Annotated in this window: 23 protein-coding genes; 12 read left to right on the top strand and 11 right to left on the bottom strand. The window is 67.7% G+C overall.

Going from position 1 to position 16,714, the window contains the following annotated elements; genetic code table 11:
* Positions 1–4 precede the first annotated feature (4 nt).
* A complete protein-coding gene (locus FDA38_RS19130) occupies positions 5–328 on the top strand; it encodes a YciI family protein (RefSeq protein WP_137255359.1) in 324 nt (107 codons plus the stop codon).
* Positions 325–1,569 (top strand): RNA polymerase sigma factor, encoded by a 1,245-nt coding sequence (locus FDA38_RS19125; RefSeq protein ID WP_137255358.1) that lies wholly within the window; start codon positions 325–327, stop codon positions 1,567–1,569. The genes FDA38_RS19130 and FDA38_RS19125 overlap by 4 nt, the downstream gene beginning before the upstream one ends.
* 215 nt (positions 1,570–1,784) lie before the next feature.
* On the opposite strand, the gene FDA38_RS19120 is transcribed toward FDA38_RS19125, so the two are convergent.
* Positions 1,785–2,168, bottom strand: coding sequence for a tautomerase family protein (locus FDA38_RS19120; protein WP_202877726.1), 384 nt, complete (start codon positions 2,166–2,168; stop codon positions 1,785–1,787).
* Between the two features lie 58 nt (positions 2,169–2,226).
* On the opposite strand from FDA38_RS19120, the gene FDA38_RS19115 reads away from it, so the two are divergent.
* The gene (locus FDA38_RS19115) at positions 2,227–2,694 is read left to right on the top strand and encodes an NUDIX domain-containing protein (RefSeq protein WP_170989788.1); all 468 of its coding nucleotides are present in this window, start codon (positions 2,227–2,229) and stop codon (positions 2,692–2,694) included.
* Here FDA38_RS19115 and FDA38_RS19110 read toward each other — a convergent pair.
* Positions 2,659–3,405, bottom strand: a complete 747-nt coding sequence (locus tag FDA38_RS19110) for an SAM-dependent methyltransferase (RefSeq protein WP_137255355.1) — start codon at positions 3,403–3,405, stop codon at positions 2,659–2,661. The two genes, FDA38_RS19115 and FDA38_RS19110, sit on opposite strands and share 36 nt — an antisense overlap.
* A 90-nt stretch (positions 3,406–3,495) precedes the next feature.
* Here FDA38_RS19110 and FDA38_RS19105 point away from each other — a divergent pair, with 90 nt between their 5' ends.
* From FDA38_RS19105 to FDA38_RS19095, 3 genes are read left to right on the top strand one after another with little or no spacing between them, the layout of a single operon-like run.
* Positions 3,496–3,927 (top strand): MarR family winged helix-turn-helix transcriptional regulator, encoded by a 432-nt coding sequence (locus tag FDA38_RS19105; RefSeq protein ID WP_137255354.1) that lies wholly within the window; start codon positions 3,496–3,498, stop codon positions 3,925–3,927.
* Positions 3,924–5,600: an MFS transporter gene (locus FDA38_RS19100; protein ID WP_233714790.1), complete on the top strand. Its 1,677-nt coding sequence runs from the start codon at positions 3,924–3,926 to the stop codon at positions 5,598–5,600. The genes FDA38_RS19105 and FDA38_RS19100 overlap by 4 nt, the downstream gene beginning before the upstream one ends.
* A 14-nt stretch (positions 5,601–5,614) precedes the next feature.
* The gene (locus FDA38_RS19095) at positions 5,615–6,172 is read left to right on the top strand and encodes a cysteine hydrolase family protein (protein ID WP_137255353.1); all 558 of its coding nucleotides are present in this window, start codon (positions 5,615–5,617) and stop codon (positions 6,170–6,172) included.
* On the opposite strand, the gene FDA38_RS19090 is transcribed toward FDA38_RS19095, so the two are convergent.
* Positions 6,169–6,996 carry a phosphotransferase gene (locus FDA38_RS19090; RefSeq protein WP_137255352.1) on the bottom strand — a complete coding sequence of 276 codons (828 nt, stop codon included), beginning with the start codon at positions 6,994–6,996 and terminating at the stop codon, positions 6,169–6,171. The genes FDA38_RS19095 and FDA38_RS19090 overlap by 4 nt on opposite strands.
* 70 nt (positions 6,997–7,066) lie before the next feature.
* Between FDA38_RS19090 and FDA38_RS19085 the strand changes: the two genes are divergently transcribed.
* A complete protein-coding gene (locus FDA38_RS19085) occupies positions 7,067–7,999 on the top strand; it encodes an aldo/keto reductase (protein ID WP_137255351.1) in 933 nt (310 codons plus the stop codon).
* A gap of 6 nt (positions 8,000–8,005) precedes the next feature.
* Here FDA38_RS19085 and FDA38_RS19080 read toward each other — a convergent pair whose 3' ends face one another.
* The 3 genes from FDA38_RS19080 to FDA38_RS19070 are packed head-to-tail and all read right to left on the bottom strand — an operon-like array spanning position 8,006 to position 9,854.
* A complete protein-coding gene (locus FDA38_RS19080) occupies positions 8,006–8,554 on the bottom strand; it encodes an isochorismatase family protein (RefSeq protein WP_137255350.1) in 549 nt (182 codons plus the stop codon).
* Positions 8,555–8,613: 59 nt separating this feature from the next.
* Positions 8,614–8,904, bottom strand: coding sequence for a DUF1905 domain-containing protein (locus FDA38_RS19075; protein WP_137255349.1), 291 nt, complete (start codon positions 8,902–8,904; stop codon positions 8,614–8,616).
* Complete coding sequence (locus FDA38_RS19070; protein ID WP_137255348.1) at positions 8,904–9,854, bottom strand: helix-turn-helix transcriptional regulator; 951 nt, start codon at positions 9,852–9,854, stop codon at positions 8,904–8,906. Before FDA38_RS19070 ends, FDA38_RS19075 begins: the two co-directional genes overlap by 1 nt.
* 108 nt (positions 9,855–9,962) lie before the next feature.
* Between FDA38_RS19070 and FDA38_RS19065 the strand changes: the two genes are divergently transcribed.
* Entirely contained in the window at positions 9,963–10,910 is a 948-nt protein-coding gene (locus FDA38_RS19065) for a helix-turn-helix transcriptional regulator (protein ID WP_137255347.1), read from the top strand.
* On the opposite strand, the gene FDA38_RS19060 is transcribed toward FDA38_RS19065, so the two are convergent.
* On the bottom strand, positions 10,892–11,326 hold the full coding sequence (locus FDA38_RS19060) for a GNAT family N-acetyltransferase (RefSeq protein ID WP_137255346.1): 435 nt from the start codon (positions 11,324–11,326) through the stop codon (positions 10,892–10,894). The genes FDA38_RS19065 and FDA38_RS19060 overlap by 19 nt on opposite strands.
* Positions 11,327–11,421: 95 nt before the next feature.
* Between FDA38_RS19060 and FDA38_RS19055 the strand changes: the two genes are divergently transcribed.
* The gene (locus FDA38_RS19055; RefSeq protein WP_137255345.1) at positions 11,422–12,336 is read left to right on the top strand and encodes an LppU/SCO3897 family protein; all 915 of its coding nucleotides are present in this window, start codon (positions 11,422–11,424) and stop codon (positions 12,334–12,336) included.
* 4 nt (positions 12,337–12,340) lie between these two features.
* Here FDA38_RS19055 and FDA38_RS19050 read toward each other — a convergent pair whose 3' ends face one another.
* Both FDA38_RS19050 and FDA38_RS19045 read right to left on the bottom strand, forming a co-directional pair.
* Positions 12,341–12,766, bottom strand: coding sequence for a nucleoside deaminase (locus tag FDA38_RS19050; RefSeq protein ID WP_137255344.1), 426 nt, complete (start codon positions 12,764–12,766; stop codon positions 12,341–12,343).
* Positions 12,756–13,589, bottom strand: a complete 834-nt coding sequence (locus FDA38_RS19045; protein WP_137255343.1) for an LLM class flavin-dependent oxidoreductase — start codon at positions 13,587–13,589, stop codon at positions 12,756–12,758. Before FDA38_RS19045 ends, FDA38_RS19050 begins: the two co-directional genes overlap by 11 nt.
* Before the next feature lie 93 nt (positions 13,590–13,682).
* Between FDA38_RS19045 and FDA38_RS19040 the strand changes: the two genes are divergently transcribed.
* Genes FDA38_RS19040 through FDA38_RS19030 form a run of 3 tightly spaced genes read left to right on the top strand, consistent with a single transcriptional unit; the run spans position 13,683 to position 15,775 of the window.
* On the top strand, positions 13,683–14,150 hold the full coding sequence (locus tag FDA38_RS19040; RefSeq protein ID WP_137255342.1) for an Lrp/AsnC family transcriptional regulator: 468 nt from the start codon (positions 13,683–13,685) through the stop codon (positions 14,148–14,150).
* Positions 14,151–14,162: 12 nt separating this feature from the next.
* Positions 14,163–15,002: a hypothetical protein gene (locus tag FDA38_RS19035; RefSeq protein WP_233714789.1), complete on the top strand. Its 840-nt coding sequence runs from the start codon at positions 14,163–14,165 to the stop codon at positions 15,000–15,002.
* Positions 14,999–15,775, top strand: coding sequence for an SDR family oxidoreductase (locus FDA38_RS19030; protein ID WP_137255341.1), 777 nt, complete (start codon positions 14,999–15,001; stop codon positions 15,773–15,775). Before FDA38_RS19035 ends, FDA38_RS19030 begins: the two co-directional genes overlap by 4 nt.
* On the opposite strand, the gene FDA38_RS19025 is transcribed toward FDA38_RS19030, so the two are convergent.
* Together FDA38_RS19025 and FDA38_RS19020 are read right to left on the bottom strand one after the other, a co-directional pair.
* Positions 15,764–16,213, bottom strand: coding sequence for a MarR family transcriptional regulator (locus FDA38_RS19025; protein ID WP_137255340.1), 450 nt, complete (start codon positions 16,211–16,213; stop codon positions 15,764–15,766). The two genes, FDA38_RS19030 and FDA38_RS19025, sit on opposite strands and share 12 nt — an antisense overlap.
* Before the next feature lie 68 nt (positions 16,214–16,281).
* Positions 16,282–16,710, bottom strand: coding sequence for an OsmC family protein (locus tag FDA38_RS19020; RefSeq protein ID WP_137255339.1), 429 nt, complete (start codon positions 16,708–16,710; stop codon positions 16,282–16,284).
* Positions 16,711–16,714: the final 4 nt, after the last annotated feature.

Here is a 16,714-nt window from a genome sequence, read left to right as displayed (position 1 = left end):
CGTGATGCAGTTCCTGGTTTCTGTGCTCGACGACAAGACCAATTCGGCGACCGACGACGAGATGACCGCCATCACGGCGTTCAACGAACGGATCATCGCCGACGGCAACTGGGTCTTCGCCGGCGGGCTCGCGGCCCCCAGCGCGGCCACCGTCGTCGACAACCGCGGCGCCGAGGCGATCTTCACCGACGGGCCGTACCTGGAGTCGAAGGAGTACATCGCCGGCCTCTGGATCATGGAAGCTGCCGACCTCGACGCGGCCCGCGAGCTCGTGACCGAGGCGTCGAAGGCGTGCAACCGCAGGCTCGAGGTGCGGCCGTTCCTGTGAGCGACGTCCAGGAAGCGATCACGCGCGTCCACCACGAGGAGTGGGCGCGGGTGGTCGCGTCCCTGACCAAACGTTTCGGCGACCTGGACGTCGCCGAGGAGGCCGCCGCCGAGGCGTTCGCGACCGCCGTCGAGCGGTGGCCGGACGACGGCGTACCCCCGAACCCCGGCGCCTGGCTGACCACCACCGCCAACCGCAAGGCCATCGACCGGCTCCGTCGCGAGAACAAGCGCGACGACAAACACAAGGAGGCTCAGATGGTGTACGACGAACCACCCGAGCCTCTCGGTGTCATCGACGACGAACGGCTCCGGCTGATCTTCACCTGCTGCCACCCGGCGCTCTCGATGGAGACCCGGGTCGCGCTGACGCTGCGCATGGTCGGCGGGTTGACCGTGCCCGAGATCGCGCGCGCGTTCCTGGTGCAGGAGACCGCGATGGGGCAGCGGATCACCCGCGCGAAGTCCAAGATCAAAGCGGCACGGATCCCCTACCGGGTGCCCGATTCGGAGGATCTCCCCCGGCGTGTGTCCGGCGTACTCACTGTGTTGTTCATCGTGTTCAACGAGGGGTATCTGGCGACCAGTGCTGATACGGATCCGGTGCGGCATGAGCTGACGTCCGAGGCGATCCGGTTGACGCGGCTCATACGTGCGCTGATGCCTGATGACGGTGAGGTGGCGGGGTTGCTCGCGTTGATGCTGCTGACCGAGGCCCGTCGTACGGCGCGGGTGTCCGCGAGCGGCGAGCTGGTGTCGCTGGACGAGCAGGATCGCGGCTCGTGGGACGCGACGATGGTGGCTGAGGGGCATCGGCTGGTCCGCGAACGGTTGGCAGCCGGGGTGGCGCCGGGGCGGTATCAGATCCTCGCGGCGATCAACGCCGTACACACGTCTGCACGGGATGTGCGCGACACGGATTGGTCGCAGGTCGTCGCGCTGTACGGCCAGCTGATCCGCATCGACCCATCCCCGATCGTCGAGCTGAATCGCGCAATCGCCGTAGCCGAGCTCGACGGCCCGGAGGTCGGGCTGGCGACGGTCGACAAGCTAACCGAGAAGCTGGACGGCTATCACGCCTTCCACGCGACGCGGGCGGATCTGTTGCGCCGGACGGGGCAGAGCCGGGAGGCGCGCGCGGCGTACGACAGAGCGATCGAGCTGGCCGGCAACACTGCCGAGACTGCCTACCTAACCCGCCGCCGAGACCAACTAGCCACCAACCCGCCCGAACCGAGCTAGACAATGCCAGAGCCGTTTGATTGCTTGCGCGGGATGCGTGCGGACGGCAGACCCTAGCAACTCCGGCGTCAACTCAGCCCCCAGCGAACGCGCCAGCTCGACCATCCCCCATTAGAAACCCAGTAACAAACTGCGACCGATAAACCCATCCACCGCCATCGACTCAATAACCATCCGCTCCCCATGCGATGGAATTGCAAGGTGATCATCAGGGTTCAGACGTTGATGTTGAAGCCCAGGTCCAGGTCGGAGGCTGGGTGGCCGCCTCGGAGGCCCCAGTTTTGGGTGGGGTGGTCTCGGATGAGGATTGTTATGTGGTCGGCGGGGATGTTGAAGGGCTTCAGGTTGGTGATGGTTTGGGTGTAGAGGGTGCGCTTGGCGTCGATCGACCGGCCGGCGAAGCAGTCGATGGTGATGAGGGTGAAGTACTCCGGCTGGCTCAAGCGCGGCGAGCAGGCAAAACGGTGCGGGGCGTGGACGACGAGGCGCACATCCTTGTCCTGCGGCGGAATCTGGAAGCCAGTGACCACCGCGTCATGCACGGCGTCGATCAGCGCAACCTCTTCCGCCTCGGAGTAGTGGCGACGTACTTCGATCATGGTGCTTGGCATGCAGGATCCTTCAATCTGTCGGTGGTCACGACCACACTGCTACCCCATGAAGATCCCACGAGGTGCAGCGGTCGTTCTTGAGGGCGGCAAGGTCCTGGTCGTGAAGCGCTACCTGCGCCTCGAGAGCTCTGCCGAGTGCGTGATGTGCGAGTACTCCGACGCTCCCGGGCCGCAGTGTGACGGCCATCGGTACGCCGTACTGCCGGGTGGGCACGTGGAGCCGGGTGAGTCTGCCGCAGCTGCTGCCATTCGCGAGCTCGAGGAGGAGACGACGCTCACCGCGACCGTCGATCGGTTGCTGTGGACGGGCACGCACAACGGTCGGCCGGCGTACTACTTCCTCGCGGCCGAGGTGAGCGGTGTACCGCGGCTTTCTGGCGATGAGGCAGTCGAGCATTGTCCGACCAATCATTTCGAATTGCGCTGGGTCGATCCACGAGACCTGGATGACATTTATCCGGCAGATCTACAAAGCCGGTTAATTGAGCTGGGCAACCAGTCGGGTCAGGCCTAGTAGGTTTCCCTGGTCGGTTTCTAGCATTTGTTCGTCGGGTTTGTAGCCGCGGCCTACCTTGGCGCAGGTTTTCAGCCAGAGGAGCCAGTCGGACCAGCCGTTCGGGAGGAAGTCGGCGGTTTGGATGGTGACCAGGTTCGTGCGGTGCCAGAGTTGGTGCCACCAGTCGGGTGGGAGCCAGGTGCACAGGTCGGGCCCCCAGCGATTCTCGAGGTACGGCGGGAGCGCGGCGGCGGGCGCCGTGCGGATGCCGGGGGCGATCACGCCTAACGTGCCGCCGGGGTGGAGGAACTGGGTGAGGTAGGCGAGGTAGTCGGCGCCGGTGCCGAAGTAGTTGAAGGCGCCGATGCTGACGATCGCGTCGAAGAAGTCGTGGGCGAACGGGAGTTTGTGCGCGTCGGACTGGATCGGGTGGACGCGGTCCGCGGCGCCGGCCTGCTGGATCCGGTGCCAGTTCTCGGTCGGGTCGACCCAGAGGTCGGTCGCCCAGACCTCCACGTCGTACTCGCGGGCGAAGAAGATCGACGTCAACGCCGTACCGCAGCCGAGGTCGAGCACTCGCATCCCCGGCTCCAGTGTCATCGCCTGCATCAGGCCCTCAGCGCTCCACAGCGGATGCGGGCCCATGAGGTTGTCAACGATCCACTGCGGGTCGTACGTGCTCGAGCGCGGATAGCGGTCGACCACAAGCGCTTCGAGTGCTGACGGCATGAGGGCGACGATGCCATCGACCCGCACCCTCGACAACGGAGTTTCGACCTAGGTAGTTACGAAGAATTAATTAATGTACCGTTAGCACCTGTGACCACACCTGCTGAGGACGCGGCTGCGCTCCGGCTGATCGTGGGCCGCATCGCCCGCAAGCTCCGCGCCGCGAAGAACGTCGTCGGCGACCTGGCTCTTTCTGAATCCTCCGTGCTCGCCCGGCTGGAGAGCGACGGCACCGCCTCCCCCACGGCACTCGCCGAGCAGGAAGGCGTACGCCCGCAGGCCATGGCAGTCACCCTCGCCGCCCTCGAGGAACGCGGACTGGTGAGCCGCGAGCCGCATGCGGAAGACCGCCGACGCGCGGTGATCGCGATGACGGCGGCGGGACGCAAGATGGCGGCCGATCGCCGTTCCGTCTCCGGTCAACGCCTGGCGACGGCCATCAAGGAAGAGTTCAACCAAGCCGAACGCCGCGAGCTGCACCAGTTGCTGACGCTGCTCGACCGGCTGTCGGAGCGGCTGTGACCACCCAGCAGGACATCAGCACGGACACCCGCTACAAATGGGTCGCGCTCTCCAACACCACGATGGGCGTCCTGATCGCGACGATGGACGCCTCGATCGTGATCATCTCGCTGCCGGCGATCTTCCGCGGTATCGGTCTCGATCCGCTTGCCCCCGGCAACATCGGCTACCTGCTCTGGATGATGCTCGGTTACATCCTCGTCTCCGCCGTACTGGTCGTCGCGCTCGGCCGGCTCGGCGACATGTTCGGCCGGGTCCGGATGTACAACCTCGGCTTCGCGATCTTCGCGTGCGCCTCGCTCGCCCTCTCACTCGAACCGCTCACAGGCGGCGCCGGAGCGCTGTGGCTGATCGGCTTCCGCGTCGTCCAAGCCGTCGGCGGCTCGATGCTGACCGCGAACTCGGCGGCGATCCTCACCGACGCATTCCCGGCCGGGCAACGCGGCATGGCCCTCGGCATCAATCAGATCTGCGCGCTGGCCGGCCAGTTCCTCGGCCTGCTCGCCGGCGGAGTACTCGCCACGATCGACTGGCGGGCGGTGTTCTGGGTCAGCGTCCCGATCGGCGTGGCCGGCACGATCTGGTCGTACCGGAGTCTGCGCGAGATCGGCGCTCGCCGCCCGGGCCGCATCGACTGGATCGGCAACCTCACGTTCAGCGCCGGCGCCGGTGCCCTCCTGGCCGCGATCACCTACGGAATCCAGCCGTACGGCGGACATTCGACCGGCTGGACCAATCCGTGGGTCCTCGGCGGACTCGGCGGCGGAGTACTGCTGCTCGTCGCGTTCTGCATTGCCGAGACCCGGGTGACTGAGCCGATGTTCCAACTCCGCCTGTTCCGGATCCGCGCGTTCGCCGCCGGGAATCTCGCCTCGCTGCTGACCGCGATCTCCCGCGGCGGCCTGCAGTTCATGCTCATCATCTGGCTGCAAGGGATCTGGCTGCCCCTGCACGGCTACGACTTCGAACGTACGCCGCTGTGGGCCGGCATCTTCATGCTGCCGCTGACCGTCGGCTTCCTGATCGGCGGCCCGACCTCCGGCTACCTGTCCGACCGCTTCGGTGCCCGACTGTTCTCGACAACCGGGCTGGTCTTGGTCGCCGGCGCGTTCGTCGGACTCCTGGCATTGCCGGTCAACTTCTCGTACCCCGCCTTCGCCGCGCTGCTGCTGGTCAGCGGCCTCGGTCAGGGCATGTTCTCCGCCCCGAACACCTCATCGATCATGGGCAGCGTGCCGCCCGACCAGCGCGGCGTTGCCTCCGGCATGCGCTCGACATTCCAGAACTCTGGTACGGCGCTGTCGATCGGGCTGTTCTTCTCGCTGATGATCTCCGGCCTGGCCGGATCGCTCCCGGACGCGCTGAGCGGCGGACTACGAGCCCAAGGCGTACCCGAGGGCATCGCCGCGCAGGTCGCAGGCCTGCCGCCGGTGAGCACGCTGTTCGCGACGTTCCTCGGCAAGAACCCGATCAGCCACCTGCTCGGGCCGAGCGGCGTACTCGACGTACTGCCGGCTCACAACGTGCAGGTCCTGACCGGTACGCGCTTCTTCCCCGAGCTGGTGTCCGGGCCGTTCCACCACGGGCTCGTCACCGTCTTCGCAGCAGCCACGGTGATGACCCTCGTCGCCGCTACCGCCTCGGCCCTGCGCGGCCGCCACCACAAAGCCTGAAAGGAACTGCAAATATGGCGAACACAGCTCTTCTCGTAATGGACGTACAGCAGGTGATCGTGGACCGCATCGCCGGCGGGACCGACTACCTGGTCCGTCTCCGGCGAGCGATCGACGCCGCACACGCAGCGCAGCTCCCGGTGATTTACGTGGTCGTGGGTTTCCGGGCCGGCCATCCGGAGATCAGCGCCCGCAACAAGTCATTCAGCGCGATCTCCAGCGGCCTCGGGATGGCGCAGGATGATCCGAACGTCGCGATCCACCCGGACGTCGCCCCGCTGGCCGGCGACATCGTGGTCACGAAGAAGCGGGTCAGTGCCTTCACGGGCAGCGATCTGGACGTCGTGCTCAGGTCCGGCGATATCGACAGCCTCGTCCTCACCGGGCTGGCCACCAGCGGCGTCGTACTGTCCACGCTGCGCCAGGCCGCCGACCTGGACTTCCGGCTGACCGTTCTCGAAGACGGTTGTGGCGACTCCGATCCGGAGGTCCACCGCGTGCTCACCGAGAAGGTGTTCCCGCGGCAGGCCGACGTCGTGTCCATCGACGAGTGGATCACGAAAGTCGTCTAGCCGATGGCCTCCGCGATCATGCGGTGGCCCTGTTGCTCGAACGGCTCATCGCCGACCTGGTAGGCCCAGACGCAGGTGTTGACGGCTTCGCGGAGCTGGGCTCGGTGCCAGACGTCCGGCTCGCGCGGGTCCTCGCCGTAGCCGTTCAGGAAGGCAGTCTCCAGTTCCGGGTTCGATCGGAACTGCTGCGCGGCGAGCCGGGCGAGATCCGTGTACGCCGGGCGGAGGTCGGCCCGGCCGAAGTCGATGACGCGGATGGTGCCGTTGTCGGTGAGCCAGTTGCGCGGCTGCCAGTCGCCGTGCGTCGGCACGAGGATCGCCGGCGCCGTCGGCCAACCGGCGATCTCTGCCTGCAGACGCTCCGCCAACTCGGACGCGATCCGGTGCGGCTTGCCCAGGTAGGTGAGCGTGCGCTGGTTCTCGCGCGATTCGTAGGTGTCATCCGGTACGGCGGATTGCTGGTGGAACTGCGCCAGCAATTCACCGGCCTCGCGGTACGTCGCGGGCGCCCATTCGGCAGGCGAGCCCTCGACCAGCTCCCCTGGCAGGAACCGCGTCAGCAGAAGCTTCGCGTCGTCGTCGGCGTTGACGAGCTGGGGCGCCCTCCCCCGCGAGGTCCACGGCGTCAACCAGTTGCGGTGGGCCCGTATCTCGCGCGCGAGGTGGTGGTCGGCCGCGTCGCCGGCCTTCGCGATGTAGCGCTCACCGTTCTGCGTGAGCTCGAGCACGAGGGTGCCGATCAGACCCCAGCTGTGGTCCTTAACCAGCTCGGCCGACGGTAGCCAGGTGTCGAGGAGAACTTGTTGTCTGTCCGTGAGTCCCACGCGCGCAGAATAACGCAGAAAAGTGCGGAGAATAGTGGACGAATGTCCTTCGAGGATTTATCCTGGCCGAATGCAGAATTCACAGGTAAATACGTCTCTACCATTAAACGTATCATCAGGAATTGCGGAAAGCAAGTCCGCCGAATTCTGGCAGCTCGGGGAGGTTTCGGTAGGGCGGATCGGGTTCGGCGCGAAGCGGCTCGCGGGACCCGGCCGCGATGGAGCGGATGTCCGGGAGCAGGCCGCGGCGTTGCTGCGGCATGCGGTCGAGCTGGGCGTGAACCACATCGACACCGCGGCGTTCTATCCGAGCCACGGCGGTGTGGGACAGACGTCGTTCGAGAGCCTGGACTGGGCGAACGACGTGATCCGCCGCGCGCTCGCGCCGTACCCGGAGGAGTTCGTGCTCGCGACGAAGGTCGGACCCACGAAGGACAGGTTGGCGCGGCCGGACGAGTTGCCGGCGCTGGTGGAGCGCGATCTGCGCGCGCTCGGGGTGGACACGCTGGATCTCGTCAATCTTCGGCTGCACGGGGTGAAGTCGATCGCGGAGCATTTCGGCGTACTCGCTGAACTGCAGGCGAAGGGGATGATTCGGCAGCTGGGTGTGTCGAATGTGCGGGTGGAGCAGCTTCATGAGGCGCGTGGGATTGCGCCGGTGGTTGCGGTGCAGAACAGGTACAGCGTCGGATTCGGGCGGGTGAATGACGAGATCCTGGGGGTGTGCGGCGAGCTGGGGATCGCGTTCGTACCGTTCTTCACCCTGACGGCGGAGTCACGCGAGGCCGGCGGGGTGCCCGCGTCCGCGGCCGTGCAGGAGATCGCGACGCACCACGGCGCGACGCCCGCACAGATCCGCCTGGCGTGGACCCTCAGCCGGGGCCATCACGTCCTCACCATCCCCGGCACCTCAAGTCGCCAACACCTCGAGGAGAACCTGATGGCCGCCGACCTCACCCTCTCCCCCGAAGATCTCACCACCCTCGACGCGATCACCGACTGAGCAACCTCAGAAGCTGACCTCGTCGGTGTTCTGTACGGCGGCGGTGCGGCCGGGGGCTCGGTGGTACTGCCAGTAGAGGTTGGTGTGGGCGATGACCTTGTCAGGGGTCGGAGCGCCGTACTCGGAGAGGTTCTCGGTGGTGTGGGCGTCGCCTACCAGCGTGACGTCGTAGCCGCGGGTGATGGCGCCGTGGATGGTGGAGCGGATGCACTCGTCGGTCTGGGCGCCGCTCACGATCAGGTGGCCGATGCCGGCGCGCGCCAGGACGTCTTCGAGGTCGGTGGCCTCGAAGGAATCGGGGAACGTCTTGTGGACAAGAGCCTCCGAGCCGTCACGGGACAGCTCCGGGACGAACTGCCACTGGTCGCTGTCCTTGACGAGGTTGTCGCTCGAGTGCTGGACCCACACGACCGGCACCCCGCCCGCGCGGGCCTTGCCGACGAGCGTGTTGATGTTCGCGACGACCTGGTCGCGCTCGTGCGCCTCGGCGACGACACCGTTCTGTACGTCGACCACCAACAAGGCCGTGTTCGGCCGATCAGCCAGCGTTGACATGCGCCCTACCTCCCCATCGTGGATGTACGGCGAAACGCTAGACCCACCCGCCGACAGTTTCAGGTCCGCAGCCGCAACCGCACCGTCGGCACGTCACCGTCGTCGAGATCCTCGGCCCGCCGCACCGACGCCTTCACCGGCAGCAGGTACCGCCCGTCCTTCGGAAACATCGACGTGTCCCACGCCGTCCCGCCGATCTCCGCGACGACCGGGATCATTCCCCACCCGTAGCTGACGAAGCTCGACTCGGCCTCGAAGTACGCACACTCCTCGTCCGGCACCGTGATGAAGTACCACGGCGCCGGCCCCCGCCAGTACCAAATCTCCCCGGCGAACTCGACCTCGGTCATCAGGCCTCCAGCGTGCTTGCTGCGATCAGGCGTTGACCGAGGGCGTGGGAGGCGGCCTGGATTTCGGGGCTGCCGAGGATGCGGTACGGGGCCTGGATCGCGGTGAGGTGGGCGGCGTACCAGTCAGGTTCGTCGGTGCTGGCCAGGAGGCGGGTGTGGGTTTCGTCGATCGGCTCCAGGCGGCCCATCGAGCGTGGGATCCAGCACGCGGCGTCGGCGCGAGGGGCGTCGATCAGGACCTCGATGGGGTACTTCCAGCCCATCGCCAGGTGCTCCTCGACGGCGGCCAGCGGATCCAGGTCGGGTGGTGGCGTGAAGTCCTGGGTCAGCGGCTCGACCTTGGTGACCTTGTCCACCCGGAGGACGCGTTGGGAGTCCTTGGCGTGCGACCAGCACAGCAGGTACCAGCGGCCTCGGCGTACGACGACTGCCCAGGGATCGACCTCCATCGGCCATTCGTCGTGGTGACGGCGGTAGAGGATCCGGACCTGGCGGCACTCCGTGCTGTACGACACGAGCGCGGCCGTGATCTCGGGCTCCGGCGTACGGACGCCTGGATCGGGACCGCGGGCGCTGACCCGGCGGACGGCGTCCGTCGAGCGGGCGATCTGCTCCGGCAGCACGCGGATGATCTTGCCGAGCGCGTTCTCGACCGGGTCCGCGGTGCCGCGGGGTCCTTCCAGCACCGCCATCACCAGGCCGAGCGCCTCGGTCGTGCTGAACATCAGCGGCGGCAGGCGCAGTCCGCGGCCGACGCGGTAACCGCCGTACGGGCCGCGGACGGACTCGATCGGGATGTCGGCCTCGCGCAGGATCGCGACGTACCGGCGGGCGGCTCGTTCGGAGACGCCGAGCTTGTCGCCGAGCTGGTCGGCGGTGATGCCGGGGCTGTTCTGGATCAGCTCCAGGACCATCAAGGTCCGGGCTGTCGGGCTCACGTCGTACGCCATCGCTCACCATTCCGGAAGGTGTCCGTCCGGAACCGAGGCTAGCGGGCGCCGCCGACAAAAAGACAGTAGTGCTCACGAGATGAGCAGTTTGTCTGCGACGATCGAACCGTGCGGGCAGATCGGTTGGTGGCGGCGTTGTTGCTCATGCAGGCCCGCGGCCGCGTGACGGCGGCCGACGTCGCGCAGGAGCTGGAGATCTCGGTCGCGACCGCGCGACGCGATCTAGAAGCGTTGTCGACGGCCGGCATCCCGGTTTATCCACAGCCCGGCCGCAACGGCGGCTGGCAACTGGTCGGCGGTGCCCGGACCGATCTGAGCGGACTGACGGCAACGGAAGCACAAGCGCTGTTCCTGCTCGTCGGTCCTGCGGCGTCGATCGCGCCGGAGGCGAAGGCGGCGCTGCGCAAGCTGGTACGCGCGCTGCCCGACACCTTCCGCGAGCACGCCCAGGCCGCGGCCGAGGCAGTCGTGATCGACCCGGCCCGCTGGGGCGCGCACGTGAAGGAGCGCCCGGAGTTGGTCAGCAGCCTCCAAGATGCCGTCGTACGCCGGAACCGGGTGCGACTCGTCTACTCGGGCCGCGGGCACGAGCCGTCCGAGCGCATCGTCGATCCGCTCGGGCTCGTCGACAAGGACGACGTCTGGTACCTGATCGCCTGGACCGATCGGGGCCAGCGCACGTTCCGGATCGATCGCGTGGTGGCGGCCCAGACGACGGACGAGACGTTCGAACGACCGGACGGCTTCGACCTGTCGACCGCCTGGGGCGACATCGTCGAGCGGATGGAGGAACGGCGATCGGGGCTGACGGCAACCGTTCTGATGGACCAACGGCACGTCTGGGTTATGCAGGACCGCCTCGGCCGCAACTGCACGGTCGACGGGACGGACGGCGAGCGGGTCCGATTGAAGATCACGGCGCCCACTCCCCCGATGATCGCCCAGGAGCTAGCGGGTTGGGGCGGGTCGATCGAGGTACTCGACCCGCCGTCAGTGCAGGCCGAACTGGCGCGGCTCGGGCGCGAGCTGACCGACCGCTACAGCGGGATCAGGTAGAGGATGAAGCCGCGGTTCTCGGCGACCTGGTCGTAGAGCCGGCGTGCGGTCGCGTTGCTCTCGTGCGTCGACCAGTAGACCCGGCCGCAGCCTTGCTCGCGGGCCCAGTCCGTGACTGCCGCGATCAGCGCCCGCGCCGCGCCCTTGCCGCGTGCCTCGGGGGCGGTGAACAGGTCTTGCAGGTAGCACGAGTCCGGTGCCGTCGTACTCGCGTGCGTGAGGAAGTGCGTGATCCCGACGAGCTGTCCGTCCAGCCGGGCGCCGAGCGCGTGGATCTCGGTGTCCTGCTGGAATCTGGTCCACGCCTGGTCGAAGAATTCGTCCGGCATGGTTCGCCCGTAGAACTCGTTGTAGCCGGCGAACAGTTCCTGCCAGGTGTCACGGTCGGTAGAGGTCAGCGGGCCGATGGTGAGCATGCGGCGCATGGTGGCATATGAACGGCTGGATGGACCATCGGTGTGAGTAAGGTGCCATGGTTCAGCGTGTCCCGACCAAGCCTCAGGAACGATTCGTGACCACATCCCCTCCCCAGCCGCCGCAGAACCCGTACCCAGGTCAGCCGGCCGGCTACGGTCCGCCGCCGCAGCAGTTCCCGCAGTACACGCAGCCCGACCAGCAGCAGCCCCAGCAGCAGTCTGGTCAGTACCCGGGCCAGCAGCAGTATCCAGGCCAGCAGCAGCAGTTCCACGGCCAGCCCTACCAGCAGGCGCCGCAGCAGGGGCAGTACCCGCAGGGCCAGTACCCGGGCCAGCAGCAGCCGCAGTTCGGCCAGTCGTTCCCGCAGCAGGGCGCTCAGCAGTCGTTCGCGCCGCAGGGCCAGATGACCTGCCGGTTCTGTGGTGGCTACCCGGCGGTCGAGGCGACCGTGCGCGGTCACCAGGGCCTGATCATCCTGATGCGGTTCCTGAAGCTGCAAGGCCCGTTCTGCCGGACCTGCGGGATCGCGTCGGTGCGCGACATGACCTCGAAGAGCCTGTGGCAGGGCTGGTGGGGTGTCGGCTCGTCGATCATCAACCCGATCACGATGCTGCTGAACATCGGCCCGATGCAGAAGTTCAAGAGCCTGCCGGAGCCGCAGCCGGGTCCGGGCCGGCCGATGGACCCGGGCAAGCCGCTGTTCCAGCGTCCGGCGATCCTGATGCTGCTGGTGCCGGTCGTCGTGATCGGGCTGATCGTGTTCGCGAACCTGAACTCGACCGAGGCGAAGGCCAACGTCGGCGCGTGCGTGGTCAACAACGGCACCTCGAGCAGCCCGGACGTGAAGGTCGTCGACTGCACCTCGTCCGACGCCGAGTACAAGATCGTCGGCAAGATCGACGACTCGACCGACGACAGCCAGTGCGACCAGTTCGAGGGCGCCGAGGCGTCGTACGTCTACGAGCAGGGGTCGACGAAGTACACGCTCTGCCTCACCCCGGTGAAGTAGTCGCTCAGACGTAGTACCCGTCCACCGGCGCGCGCGCCTCGTCGTACAGCGCAGGTCCTTCCTGCGGTACGGCGGGGAAGCTGCCGGTGGACTTCAGCCCGTCGAGCTGCTCGCCGGAGAGCGCGTAGACCACCCGGCCGAGCCCGGAGCGGGCGAGCGCACCGGCGCACATCCCGCACGGCTGGCAGCTGGTGTACATGGTCGTGCCGGCCGCGTCCTCGGGCGACAGGTGCTGCGCGGCCCAGACCGCGAGCTTCAGCTCCGGGTGGAAGCTGATGTTGCCTTCGGTGATCGTCGTGTTGTGGTCCTCGGCCAGCACGGTCCCGTCCGCCCCGACGAGCAGCGAGCCGAACGGCGGGTCGCCGCCCTCGCGCGCGGCCGCGGCCAATGCGATCGCGCGGCGCAGGAATCCTTCTGCTTCAGGTGTCACGTCGTCTCCAAAACTCTCTCGTTGTCGCGAGCGCCTGCCAGGCCGTCTCGGCGGGGTCACCTTCGAACGGATCGAGTACGACGCTTTGCGCGCCGAGCTCCCGCAGTACGTCGAGGTCCTCGACCACCTGCTCCACCGTGCCTTCACCTGCGACGCGATCGTCGTCAGGTAGGGGCTTGTCCGTCAGCCGGAGCAGTATCCGCGGTGCAAACCCGGGAACCGGCTGGTCGAGCGACGCCGCCATCGTCCGCAGCCGATCGAGCCCGTCGCGCATCTGATCGATGCGTTGCCGCAGCGGATGCCACGCCGTACCAAACCGTATGGTACGGCGGAGGGCCGCGGGGCTAGCGCCGCCGATCCAGATCGGGATGTTGCCGGCGCCGTAGTCGTCCGTGTCGGCCCAGGCGCGCCGGAGCTCGGCCAGCAGTTCGTCCGTGTCGCGTCCACGCCGACCATGCTCAGCGCCGAGCGCCTCGAACTCCTGCCGCGCCCAGCCGGCCCCGACGCCGAGCACCAGCCGGCCGCCGCTGAACTCGTTGAGGTTCGCCGCCATCCTTGCCACCAGCAACGGATGCCGGTACGGCGCGATCAGCACCGTCGTGCCGAGCCGGACCCGCTCGGTGATGCCGGCCAGCCAGCTCAGCGTGGTGAACGGCTCGTAGAACGGCGCCGGGTACTGCTCAGCCACATCCGGCGTTATCACCACATGGTCGGACACCATCAGCAGGTCGTACCCGAGCCCTTCGACCACGCGCGCCCAGTCCCGCAAGCGCGCCGGATTCGTCCCCGGGCCGAAGTTCGGCACGTTCACTCCAAGTTCCACGCCCTCAGGCTATCCAGGCAGCTGGTCGGTTCTGAAGAGATTTCTCCCGGCGTACGACGCATCTCGCCGGGGAATCGCCGGTAGATTTGGCGTGTGACCGAGACTCTCGATTCGACCGACTGGGCGATCCTCAGCGAACTGCAGGAGGACGCGAGGATCTCGCTGACCGAGCTCGGCCGGCGGGTCAGTCTGAGCGCATCGGCGACCACCGAGCGGGTACGCCGCCTGGAGTCGATCGGTGTCATCACCGGCTACCGCGCCGAGGTCGACCTGACCAAGGTCGGCTACCCGGTGCTGGCGGTCGTCCGGCTGAAGTACCCGGGCAACAAGCACGAGCCACTGCACCGGCTGCTGGCCGATCGGCGCGAGATCCTCGAATGCCTGCGCACCACCGGCGACGACTGCTACACGTTGAAGGTCGCGGCGGCCTCGATGCCGCACCTGGAGGAGCTTGTCAACGAGCTGACCGACTTCGGGAGTACGACGACCAACCTGGTCTATTCGCAGACGCAGCGCTACCGCGGACCGGAAAAGCCGGTGACCGACGCCCTCCGCGAATGAGACCGTGGCCCGGTGCTGACCGTCCTGGGCATCGACGTCTCCCCCGACCTGCTGGAGCGATGGGTCGACTGGCTCGCACCCGACGAGCAGCCGTTCTTCGTCACGAAGAAGCAGGCGACCGAATGGAAGCTCGACCCGGACGATCGCGAGCCGACGCCGCAGGACCGTGACACCTACCTGATCTACAACGTCGACCGCCAGGCGGCTCGAACCGCCTGGTTGGGCGCCGGGCAGTTCCAGGAGTTGCCTCGGGCGGATCGTGCGCGGCTGGTGCGTGCGCAGTTCACCTACGGGCGAGGCGCAGTCCCCAGCGTGCGGCGGTGGTCGCCGATCCTCGGGCCGGAGCTCAAGCAGCAGGCTGACGGGCACCGTTTCGTCTGGTGGAAGTCGCTGCTCACCGATCCGAAGGCGGTTCTCCTGGAGATCGTGAGTGAGGACCTTGGACCGAGTCGGCATGCGGAGGTCCGCACCTGGCCGCGGCAGTTTGAGCGAGTGCGGGAGTTGGCGGGCACGTTTCCGGATGGGAGCGGACCGAACTGCTTCGGGACGGTGATGGCCGCGTCCGGGGTCGAGGGCGCGGAGAACGTGTGGATGCTGCGGGAGCCGTTCGAGGACTGGCTTGCGAATCACACCGAGCGCGGCGGGCGCGACGACGTACCCGGCACTGTGTTCGTCTGGCGCGACACGGCGTTGCGGGTCCAGCACGCGGCGCTGACCGTCGGCGACGGGTGGATGTTGCACAAGCCGTCGCAGTCATGGATGACGCCGAGGAAGATCCGGTCTGTCGGGGAGGTTAAACGCGCCACGCGGACTGCCGGGTGGCGGCTGGAGCGGCATAGAGTTGTGGGGTGAGGTTGCTCGTCACTGGGGCCACTGGTCTCCTGGGGCGACAACTCCTGCGCTCTGCCGAGCATGACGTCGTGCCGACGTACCACTCGGAGCGGGTGCCGGGCGGAGTGCAGCTCGACGTACGGCGGCGGGACCAGGTGCGGGACGTGATCCGCAGCGTCCGCCCGGACGGCATCATCCACACCGCCTACCGGCAGGACGACTGGGCGACGACGGCGATCGGCGCGGTCAACGTCGCGCTGGCTGCGGATGAGGCGCGGCTGGTGTTCGTGTCGAGCGATGCGGTCTTCGGTCCGCGCAAGACGGCGTACCACGAGCACGAGCGGCCGTGCCCGATCACGCCGTACGGCGCGGCGAAGGCGGCCGCGGAGACGGCGATCAGCGCGATCAAGCCGGGTGCGGTCATCGCGCGTACGTCGATCATCGTCGGCTCGGACGGCCGGTCCGAAGAGGAGCAGCGGGTACGACGGCTGACCGCCGGCGAGCCCGGTGCGTTCTACACCGGCAACATCCGCTGCCCGATCCACGTCGCCGACCTCGCGTCGGCGCTGCTCGAGCTGCTGGTGTCGGACGTCAACGGCATCACGCATGTCGCCGGTCCGGAGGCCCTCAGCCGGCTCGAGCTCGGCCAGCTCATCGCGATCCGCGACGGCCTCAACCCGGAAGCGCTCCCGTCGATCCCCGGTGAACCGTCGGAGATCCAGCTGGACAGCCGCCAGACCCAGGCCGTGCTCACGACCCGCATCCGCCCAGCCAGCGAGTTCCTAGCCGCCTGACCGATTGGGGAGGAGTTCGCGGGCGAGTTGCTCCAGGGCCTGCGAGACCTCGGCGACGCGGGCGGGATCTTCCGTGCCGAGGGCTGAGGCAAGTGCGGGCTCGATCGTGGTCGCGCGGACCTGGGCCAGCCGGTCCGAGGCGTCCGGCGCCTGACTCACCAAGGCGCGGCGGCGATCGGCCGTGTCAGTGGTGGTGATGACCGACCCGGCTTCCTTCAGCCGCGCGATCGCCGTCGACACCTGGCTCTGCGGCAGGCCGGTGCGCGCGGCGATCTCCCCCACCGCGCTCTCCGGGTGCCCGGCGATATCGCTCGCGACGATCAGCACCATCCGCGCGCTCCCGGCGTACTTCGCGGCACCGTCCGGCGGCTCCGGCAACGCGTCCTCGCCGATCTTCATCAGCGCCCGCCCGAGCAGGAAGAGCTCCACACCGTTCACGGCCAGGAACCTACATCAACTCAGATACATCTCGACAGATGTATCTGACCAGGCGTTCCGCGAGCTCCTCAGTCGTTCACGGTCGTGGTGATCGGCGAACCGAGCTCGACCGTACGGCTGACCGTGCAGAGCCGGTCGTGTGACATCTTCACCGCGCGCGGCAGCGCCTCGCGCGCCTTGTCGCCGTCCTCGCCCTCGGGGAAGTGCACGACGAACTCGACCGCGAGGTTCTCCATCCGGTTGCCCTCCTCGGGGTCCCGGACCTTGTCCCCGCGCACGACCGCGCTGAACTCGGTCGGCTCGGCGCGGCGGCTGACGACGACGTCGACGTCGATCGCCGAGCAGGTCCCGATCGCGGCCAGCAGGAGCTCCACCGGGGTGAAGTCGGTTTCCGCGCCGCCGGAGCCGACCCGGATCGTGCCGCCCCGGGCGTTACGCACCTCGTAGCTGCTGTTCGCGACGCGCTCGAAGGTCACCTGGCGCAGTGTGTCTGCCATATCC

Source organism: Kribbella jiaozuonensis, assembly GCF_005233875.1.
In the GTDB taxonomy this organism is placed as follows: domain Bacteria; phylum Actinomycetota; class Actinomycetes; order Propionibacteriales; family Kribbellaceae; genus Kribbella; species Kribbella jiaozuonensis.
Note: the sequence above shows the minus strand (reverse complement) of the source record. Positions and strands in the feature narration are given on the sequence as shown.